The organism is Sphingomonas sp. CCH5-D11 (assembly GCF_001557395.1).
Classification (GTDB): Bacteria; Pseudomonadota; Alphaproteobacteria; order Sphingomonadales; family Sphingomonadaceae; genus Sphingomonas.
Genome location: NZ_LSKH01000201.1, coordinates 1 through 8,743 on the forward strand (window position 1 = coordinate 1; position 8,743 = coordinate 8,743).

The 8,743-nt window shown below is 68.1% G+C and carries 6 protein-coding genes; all 6 read left to right on the forward strand.

Features of this window, described 5'->3' with window-relative positions; genetic code table 11:
- A partial coding sequence (locus tag AX702_RS12315; RefSeq protein WP_197420593.1) for an ABC transporter substrate-binding protein occupies positions 1 to 749 on the forward strand: 749 nt, incomplete at its 5' end.
- A 229-nt stretch (positions 750 to 978) separates the two neighbouring features.
- Positions 979 to 2,214, forward strand: coding sequence for a nitrate/nitrite transporter (locus AX702_RS12320; protein ID WP_066779951.1), 1,236 nt, complete (start codon positions 979 to 981; stop codon positions 2,212 to 2,214).
- Positions 2,214 to 3,407, forward strand: coding sequence for an alginate export family protein (locus AX702_RS12325; protein ID WP_066779957.1), 1,194 nt, complete (start codon positions 2,214 to 2,216; stop codon positions 3,405 to 3,407). Before AX702_RS12320 ends, AX702_RS12325 begins: the two co-directional genes overlap by 1 nt.
- On the forward strand, positions 3,407 to 5,899 hold the full coding sequence (gene nirB, locus AX702_RS12330; RefSeq protein WP_066779953.1) for a nitrite reductase large subunit NirB: 2,493 nt from the start codon (positions 3,407 to 3,409) through the stop codon (positions 5,897 to 5,899). The genes AX702_RS12325 and nirB overlap by 1 nt, the downstream gene beginning before the upstream one ends.
- A complete protein-coding gene (nirD, locus tag AX702_RS12335; RefSeq protein WP_066779955.1) occupies positions 5,896 to 6,234 on the forward strand; it encodes a nitrite reductase small subunit NirD in 339 nt (112 codons plus the stop codon). The genes nirB and nirD overlap by 4 nt, the downstream gene beginning before the upstream one ends.
- A gap of 73 nt (positions 6,235 to 6,307) precedes the next feature.
- The coding region (locus AX702_RS12340) for a molybdopterin oxidoreductase family protein (protein ID WP_066779960.1) at positions 6,308 to 8,743 on the forward strand (2,436 nt) is incomplete at its 3' end.

Below are 8,743 nucleotides of genomic sequence, written 5' to 3' on the forward strand. Positions count from 1 at the left end.
GGATACGGCCGGACGAGGACGTGGCGATTCCCGTGACGAGCCCGCCGTTCGCTGCCGATGCGCTGGCCGCGGGCGAGGTGGACGGCATTTGCGTCGGCGAGCCGTGGAACTCGATTGCGGTGGATCGCGGGGTGGGCCGGATCGCGCTCGCCACCGCGCAGATCTGGCGGCGCGGGGTGGAAAAGGTGCTGGCACTGCGCGCAGAAGTGGCCGAGGCGCGCGCTGACGCTGTCGCGGCGCTGACCCGCGCGCTTCATGCGGCGGCGGAGCATTTCGTCCGCCCCGAAACCGTGGCGGACAGCGCGGCGTTGCTTGCGCGGCCCGAATATCTCGACGCACCGGTGGATGCGGTCCTGCGCGCAATCACCGATCGCATTCGCCTGGTACCGGGCGGAACGCCGGTTCATTATCCCGATTTCATGTTCCAGCATCGCGAGGCGGCGAACTTCCCGTGGCGCAGCCAGGCGGCGTGGCTGTACGCGCAGATGGTCCGCTGGGACGGGATGGCGTTCAGCGAGGAGGATGCGGCCCGGGCGCAATCGGTGTTTCGCCCGGACCTGTATCGCGCAGCGCTCGCCGGATCGAACGCGCCGCTGCCCAACGCCAGTTCGAAGCTGGAAGGCGCGCTGCATGAACCGATCGGCGCGGGATCGACGCAGGGCCGGCTCGTGCTTGGCAGTGACCGCTTCTTCGATGGGCGCGCTTTCGACCCGGACGATATCGCAGGCTATCTAGCAACGCTGCCGTGATCTGCTGCGGTTGCGAAAGGGGCTTGTGCCAAGCGAGCGAATCAGGCAGCTTGTCAATCGTTCGGCAATGATGCCGGGCACGAGATAACAGCGACACGCCTCTCCAGCGCCGGGGAGGTTTCGCTGGCGGATGGGCAGACGCCCTTATCCGCACCGAGGCAACGAAGCCGCCAGGACGCACCCGAAAGGGTCGCCGTTCTGGCGGCTTTTTTCGTTTGGAGAACGGGCGATGGCGACGGCGTTCTGGGAGGCAAAGAAGCAAAGCGATGGCGGGTTCTGGTCAAGCGGGCATACGCCGACGCTGATCGCCGCTTTCCTCTATTTCGACTTGGCGTTCATGGTGTGGGTGCTGCTGGGGCCGCTTGCGCCCGACATCGCCAAGGCGCTGGCGCTCAGCCCGGCGCAAAAGGGGCTGATGGTGGCGGTGCCAACGCTGGCGGGCGCGGCGCTCAGGGTCGTCAACGGCCTGCTGGTGGACCGGATCGGGCCGAAGCGGTCGGGCGCGATCAGCCAGTTGATCGTGATCGCGGGGCTGTTCGCGGCCTGGGCGATGGGGGTCACGACGTTTGCCGGAACGCTGGTGCTGGGCGTGATCCTAGGGTTCGCCGGGGCAAGCTTCGCCATCGCGCTGCCGCTCGCCAGCCGCTGGTACCCGCCCGAGCATCAGGGCAAGGCAATGGGCCTGGCCGGCATGGGCAATTCGGGAACGGTGCTGGCAGCGCTGTTCGCGCCGGCACTGGCCAAGATGTTCGGCTGGAATGCGGTGCTGGGGCTCGCCTGCATCCCGCTGACGATTGTGTTCGTCGCCTATATGGCGATGGCGAAAGATCCGCCGGGGGCTCCTGCGCCGAAAAGCTTCAGGGAATATCTCAGCCCGCTGAAGCAGGGTGATGCCTGGTGGCTGATGGGCTTCTACTCGGTCACCTTCGGCGGCTTCGTCGGGCTGGCCGCCAGCCTGCCGATCTATTTCACCGATCGGTTCGGGCTGACGACGATCCAGGCCGGCTATGCCACCGCGGCGTGCGTGTTCGCAGGCTCGCTGGTTCGGCCGATGGGCGGGGCGCTGGCCGACGCGATCGGCGGGGTGAAGGCGCTGACCGCTGTGTTCGCGCTCGCTGCCCTGGCGCTGGTGGGGGTGAGCCTGTCGGTGACCTTCACTGCGGCGCTCGCCTGCTTCGTGATCGCGATGCTGGCGCTGGGCGTCGGCAATGGCGCGGTGTTCCAGCTGGTGCCGCAGCGGTTCGCGGCGGAGATCGGCGTGATGACCGGGCTGGTCGGCATGGCAGGCGGCGTGGGCGGGTTCTATCTCGCCTCTTCGCTGGGCCTCGCCAAGCAGTGGACGGGCAGCTTCGCCCCCGGCTTCCTGATCTTCGCCGGGCTTGCGCTGGCGGCGCTGATCGGCCTGGCGCTGGTCAAAACCGGTTGGCGCGCGCGCTGGGGTGCGGCGGAAGGCGTGCGGATCTGATGCGCGCGACGCTCGCCCTCCTGCCGCTTCTGGCGAGCCAGGCCGCGGCGCAGACGATCGCGCCGCTGGCCGAGGCCCGGCTGCGCTATGAACATGCCGATCAGGATGGTCTGCCCGAGAACGCGAACGCCGTTACCGCCCGCGTCCGCGCCGGGATCCAGGTGAGCGAGGGGCGCTGGTCGGCGCTCGCCGAGGCGCAGGGCAACCTCGCGATCGTGGGTGATTATTATGACGGGCTCAGCGGCATTGCGACACGGCGCCCGCTGATCGCCGACCCGCAGAACGTGGCGCTGTACCGGGCGCAGCTCCAGTATCGCAGCGCGCCGGCGACGATCACCGTGGGGCGCCAGCGGATCGCGCTAGACGACGAGCGCTTCGTCGGCGCCATCGCGTTTCGCAATAACGGCCAGACGTTCGACGCGGTTCGCGCCGAGGTGACGCCGCTCGCCGGGCTGAAGGCCGACCTCAGCTACGTCTGGAGCGTGCGCACGATCTGGGGCGTGGATGGCGGGGGTGCGCGGCAGCAGGCGGTGTCGGGCGACAATATGCTGGCGAACCTCGCCTGGACCTCGCCTGCCGGGACGCTGACCGGCTTTGCCTATCTGGTCGATCAGGACGAGGCGGCGGTGCAGGGCTATCGCCTGTCCAGCCAGACCTATGGCGTGCGGCTGGCCGGAACGCAGCCGATCGGGCCGGCGAAGTTGAGCTACCAGGCCAGCTGGGCGCGGCAGTCGGACTGGCAGCGCAATCCCAACAACTATCAGGCCGATTACTGGCTGGCGGATGTCGCGGTGGACCTGAACGGGCCACGGCTGGGCGCTGGCTATGAAGTGCTGGGCGCGGATCGCGGCACGGCGCTGACCAGCTTTCAGACGCCGCTTGCCACCGCGTTCAAGTTTCAGGGTTGGGCCGACAAGTTCCTGACGACCCCGCCAGATGGCGTGCGCGATCTCTACGCTTCCGCCGGCTGGGGCTGGAAGGCGATCGGGGCGCTGAAGGCGGTGAGCGTCGGCGCGACCTATCACCGGTTCCAGAGCGATCGGATGGTGCGCCGCTATGGCGACGAGATCGATCTGCTGGCGCAAGCGAAGCTGGGGCGGACGACCGCCAGCCTTCGCTACGCCGCCTTCAACGCCGACCGGCTGTTCACCGACACCAGCAAATTCTGGCTCCAACTGGACTGGACCCTGTGATGAAACACGAACCGATCCGCATTGCGGAGGCCGACACGCGGCCGCACTTGATCGTCGTTGGCAATGGCATGGCGGGATGCCGCGCGGTGGAGGAGCTGCTCGCCCGCGATCCCGCGCGATATCGCGTGACGATCTTCGGCGCCGAGCCTTTGGTCAATTACAATCGCATCATGCTCTCGCCGGTGCTGGCGGGGGAGAAGACCTTCGACGACATCGTGATCAACGGCCGTGACTGGTATGATGATCACGGCATCACCCTGGTGTCCGGCGATCCGGTGATTGCGATCGACCGAGAGGCGCAGACCGTCACGTCGCGCGGCGGGATCGTGATGGATTATGACCGGCTGCTGATCGCGACCGGCTCCGATCCCTTCATCATCCCGGTGCCGGGCAAGGACCTGCCGGGCGTGATCAGCTTCCGCGACATGAACGACGTGGATGCAATGCTTGCCGCCGCAGCGAAGGGCGGGAGCGCGCTGGTGATCGGCGGAGGCCTGCTCGGTCTGGAGGCGGCGCATGGCCTGAGCCTGCGCGGCATGAAAGTGACGGTGATCCACCTGATGCCGACGCTGATGGAGCGGCAGTTGGACGAAGCCGCCGGGTGGCTGCTCAAGACCGCGCTGGAGGCGCGCGGGCAGACGATCCTGACCGGCGCGGATACGGCCGAGATCGTCGGCGACGGAAGGGTCGAGGCGGTGCGGCTGAAGGACGGGACGGAGATCCCGGCCGATCTGGTGGTGATGGCGGTAGGCATCCGGCCATCGGTGGCGCTGGCACGTGAGGCGGGGCTGGAGGTGGGCCGCGGGATCAAGGTGGACGATCACATGGTGACGTCTGACCCCGCGATCCTGGCGGTGGGCGAGTGTGTCGAACATGAGGGCCAAGTTTATGGCCTGGTCGCGCCGCTGTGGGACATGTGCCGCGCGCTGGCCGACGGGTTGGTCGAGGCGCCCAGCGGATACCGGCCGGCGCCGACCTCAACCAAGCTGAAGGTCGCGGGGCTCGACGTCTTCTCGGCCGGGGATTTCGGCGGCGGCGACGGTGCGGAGGACATCGTGCTGCGCGATGCGAGCCGCGGCATCTACAAGCGCGTGGTCGTGAAGGAGGACCGGATCGTCGGGGCAGTGCTCTATGGCGATACGGTGGACGGAAACTGGTATTTCGACCTGCTGCGTCGGGGCGAGAGCGTCGCCGATATTCGCGACGCGCTGATCTTCGGCCAGGCCTTTGCCTCCGGAGGTGGGCAGGCGGACCCTAAGGCAGCCGTTGCGGCGCTTTCCGATGATGCGGAAATCTGCGGCTGCAACGGCGTTTCCAAGGGGCAGGTGGTCGCGTGCATCGGCAAGGGCGCGCACAGCCTGGATGCGGTGCGATCGGGGTGCAAGGCATCGGCGAGCTGCGGATCATGCACCGGGCTGGTCGAGACTTTGCTGTCGCTGACACTCGGCGGGGAGGTTGAAGCCGGCCCTAAGACAATGTGCAAATGCACCAGCTTCGGCCATGACGACGTGCGCCGCGAGATCGTGGCGCAGGGGATGCGGTCGATCCCCGAGGTCATGCAGAAGCTGCACTGGACCACGCCCGACGGATGCTCGTCCTGCCGGCCGGCGCTCAATTATTATCTGCTCTGCGCACTGCCGGGCGAATATGTCGACGATCAGCAGAGCCGCTTCGTCAACGAACGGATGCATGCCAACATCCAGAAGGACGGCACCTATTCGGTCGTGCCGCGCATGTGGGGTGGCCTGACGAACCCGCGCGAGCTGCGCGCGATCGCCGACGTGGTGGAGAAGTTCAACGCGCCGATGGTGAAGGTGACGGGCGGCCAGCGGCTCGACATCTTCGGGATCCGCAAGGAGGATCTGCCCGCGGTCTGGGCCGATCTGAACGCTGCCGGGATGGTATCCGGCCACGCCTACGGCAAGTCGCTGCGCACGGTGAAGACCTGTGTCGGTAGCGAATGGTGCCGCTTCGGCACGCAGGATTCGACGGGGCTGGGCGTGAAGATCGAGCGCGCCACCTGGGGCAGCTGGATGCCGCACAAGTTCAAGATCGCGGTGAGCGGCTGCCCGCGCAATTGCGCCGAGGCGACGATCAAGGACTTCGGCGTGGTGTGCGTCGAGAGCGGTTACGAGCTTCACGTCGGCGGCAATGGCGGGATCAAGGTTCGCGCGACCGACCTCCTCTGCAAGGTCGCGACCGAGGCGGAGGCGATGGAGATGTGCGCCGCCTTTATCCAGCTGTACCGCGAGGAGGCGCGCTATCTGGAGCGCACCGCGCCATGGATCGAGCGCGTCGGGCTGGCGCACATCCAGGAGCGGCTGTTGCCCGATGCCGAGGCGCGGGCCGAGCTCGCGCGGCGGTTCTTCTTCTCGCAACAATTCATGCAGGACGATCCCTGGGCGGCGCGCGTCGAGGGCGCGCAGCGTGAGCAGCATGCGCCCATGGCGCGCTTTCAGCCCATCCCGGCGAATCAGGAGGAAATGGCATGACCGGCGAGTGGCTCGATATCGGCTGGGTCGACGAAATTCCGGTGCGCGGCAGCCGGACGGTGCAGGTGGCGGGCGGCGACGACATCGCGGTGTTCCGCACTGGCGAGGGGAAGGTGTTCGCGCTGCTCGATCGCTGCCCGCACAAGCATGGCCGACTGAGCCAGGGGATCGTGCATGGCGGCGCGGTGGCGTGCCCGCTGCACAACTGGCGGATCAGCCTGTCAACCGGCGAGGCGCTGGGCGAGGACAAGGGCTGCACGCCGGTGGTGCCGGTGAAGGTGACCGGCGGGCGCGTGCTGATCTGCCGCGCCAGCACGCTGAAGGCGGCGGCGTGACGGTGGAGGCCGATCTCCCTCTGCCCTCCGGGGAGAGGGGCGGGGCGAGGGGCAGTCCGATACGGTGTCGCTCGTGACTGCCCCTCTCCCAACCCTCTCCCCGGAGGGGAGAGGGCCTTCGGCGATCCGCACCACTTGCGCTTATTGTGGCGTGGGCTGTGGGATCAGCGCGACGGTTACCGGCGAGCGGGCCGTGCGGATCGCGGGTGATGCCGATCACCCTGCCAATCACGGCAAGCTGTGCTCCAAGGGCACGCATCTGGGCGAGACGGTGGGGCTGGAGGGACGGCTGCTCCACCCGATGATCGGCAGCAAGCGCGCCTCCTGGGACAAGGCGCTGGATCTTGTCGCCAAGCGCTTTCGCGACACGATCGCGCAGCACGGGCCGAACAGCGTCGCTTTCTACGTCTCGGGTCAGCTGCTGACAGAAGATTATTACGTCGCCAACAAGCTGATGAAGGGCTTCATCGGATCGGCGAACATCGACACCAATTCGCGGCTGTGCATGTCCAGCGCAGTGGCCGGCCATGTGCGTGCCTTTGGCGAGGATGTGGTTCCCGCCAGCTATGACGATTTGGACGCGGCGGACCTGATCGTGCTGGTGGGGTCGAACACCGCCTGGTGCCATCCGATCGTGTATCAGCGGATCCGTGCACGCTGCGAGGCGGGCGCGAAGCTGGTGGTGATCGATCCGCGCCGCACCGAAACGGCGGAGCAGGCGGACCTGCACCTGCCGATCCGGCCAGGCAGCGACGTCGCGCTGATGAACGGCGCGCTGGCGTGGTGCCGCGAACAAGGCGTGCTCGACCAAGCCTTTCTGGCCGATCACGTCGCTGTTCCGGCGGACTTCTGGGCGGGGCTGGAAAGCTTCGACCTGTGGTCGGTGGCGCGCGCGTGCGATGTGCCGGCGGCGGAGGTGCGGCGCTTCTATGAGTTGTTCGCGGGGGCGCCGCGCACTGTCACCATGTTCAGCCAGGGCATTAACCAGTCGCTGGCGGGCACCGATCAAGTGAATGCGATCCTCAACCTGCATCTGGCGACGGGGCGGATCGGCAAGCCCGGCGCTGCGCCTTTCTCGATCACCGGCCAACCCAACGCGATGGGCGGGCGCGAAGTTGGCGGGCTGGCGAGCACGCTTGCCGCGCATATGGACTTCGCGTCGGAGAACCGGGCGCTGGTGCAGCGTTTCTGGAGTTCGCCCGCGATCGCCGAGAAGCCGGGATTGAAGGCGGTGGATCTGTTTCGCGCGGTGGGCGAAGGTCGGATCAAGGCGCTGTGGATCATGGCGACGAACCCGGCGGTGTCGATGCCGGATGCGGCGCGGGTGCGCGACGCGCTCGCCTCTTGCCCGTTCGTCGTCGTGTCGGACGTGATGGAAAAGACCGATACTGGCGGCTTTGCCCATGTCCGCCTGCCCGCGGCCGGCTGGGGGGAGAAAGACGGGACGGTGACCAATTCGGAGCGGCTGATCAGCCGCCAGCGCGCGCTGTTTCCGCTGCCCGGAGAGGCAAGGCCCGATTGGTGGATCGTCAAGGAAGTGGGACGGCGGATGGGCTGGAAATCCGCCTTCGCCTATGATCGGCCCGCCGACATCTGGCGTGAGCATGTCCGGCTGGCGAACTACCGGAATGACGGTGCGCGGCTGTTCGCCCTGCCGGGGCAGGGCGGCGGCGGCAATGCCGGCTACGATGAGATGGCGCCGTTCCGCTGGGGCGGGACGCCGTTTGCCGATGGCCATTTTCCCACGCCCGATGGGCGCGCGCGGCTGGTGACGGTGGCGCAGAAGCTAATCGCTCAGCCGCTGAGCCAGTGGCCGCTGACGCTCAATACCGGCCGCTATCGCGATCACTGGCACACGATGACGCGCACCGGCCTTGCCCCCAAGCTCGCCCGCCACCGCGCCGAGCCGCTGGTGGAGATCCACCCGGACGATGCGGCGCGGATCGGCATTTGCGATGGCGCCCTGGCGCGCGTGGCGACGCCGCAGGGGGAGAGCCTCTACCGCGCCACCATTACCGACGCCCAGCGCCCGGGCGAGCTGTTCGTGCCGATCCACTGGACCGACCAAACCTCCAGCGGTGGGCGGACCGGAATGCTGCCGCGGCCGCTGACCGATCCGCATTCGGGGCAGCCGGGGTTCAAGTCCACGCCCGCCACGATCGCGCCGGTCGCGACGCGGTGGCGCGGCTTTGCCCTGTTCGCGGGCGAGCCGGCGCGCCCGTTCGACTGCCTGTGGGCGACCCGGATCACGGTGGCGGCGGGCAATCTGTGGGAACTGGCCGGAGATGGTGATCCGGCGCGGCTCGATCGCTTCCTGCCAGGCGGCGAGCGGGTGGAGGCGGTGGACCCTGCACGCGGCACGCGGCGGATAGCGATCCTGGCGGACGGGCGCCTTGCCGCCGCGCTGTTCGTGACCGAGCGCGGGGAGCTGCCGACCCGCGACTGGCTGATCAAGCAGCTGGGCGAAGCACCGCCAGCTGCGGCAGCCGCGCTGCTGGCGGTGCTTCGC

What these genes read in the sequence shown, in the direction of transcription:
- AX702_RS12320 (WP_066779951.1), top strand. Translation starts at nt 979, where the DNA reads ATGGCGACGGCGTTCTGGGAGGCAAAGAAGCAAAGCGATGGCGGGTTC.
- AX702_RS12325 (WP_066779957.1), top strand. Translation starts at nt 2,214, where the DNA reads ATGCGCGCGACGCTCGCCCTCCTGCCGCTTCTGGCGAGCCAGGCCGCG.
- nirB (WP_066779953.1), top strand. Translation starts at nt 3,407, where the DNA reads ATGAAACACGAACCGATCCGCATTGCGGAGGCCGACACGCGGCCGCAC.
- nirD (WP_066779955.1), top strand. Translation starts at nt 5,896, where the DNA reads ATGACCGGCGAGTGGCTCGATATCGGCTGGGTCGACGAAATTCCGGTG.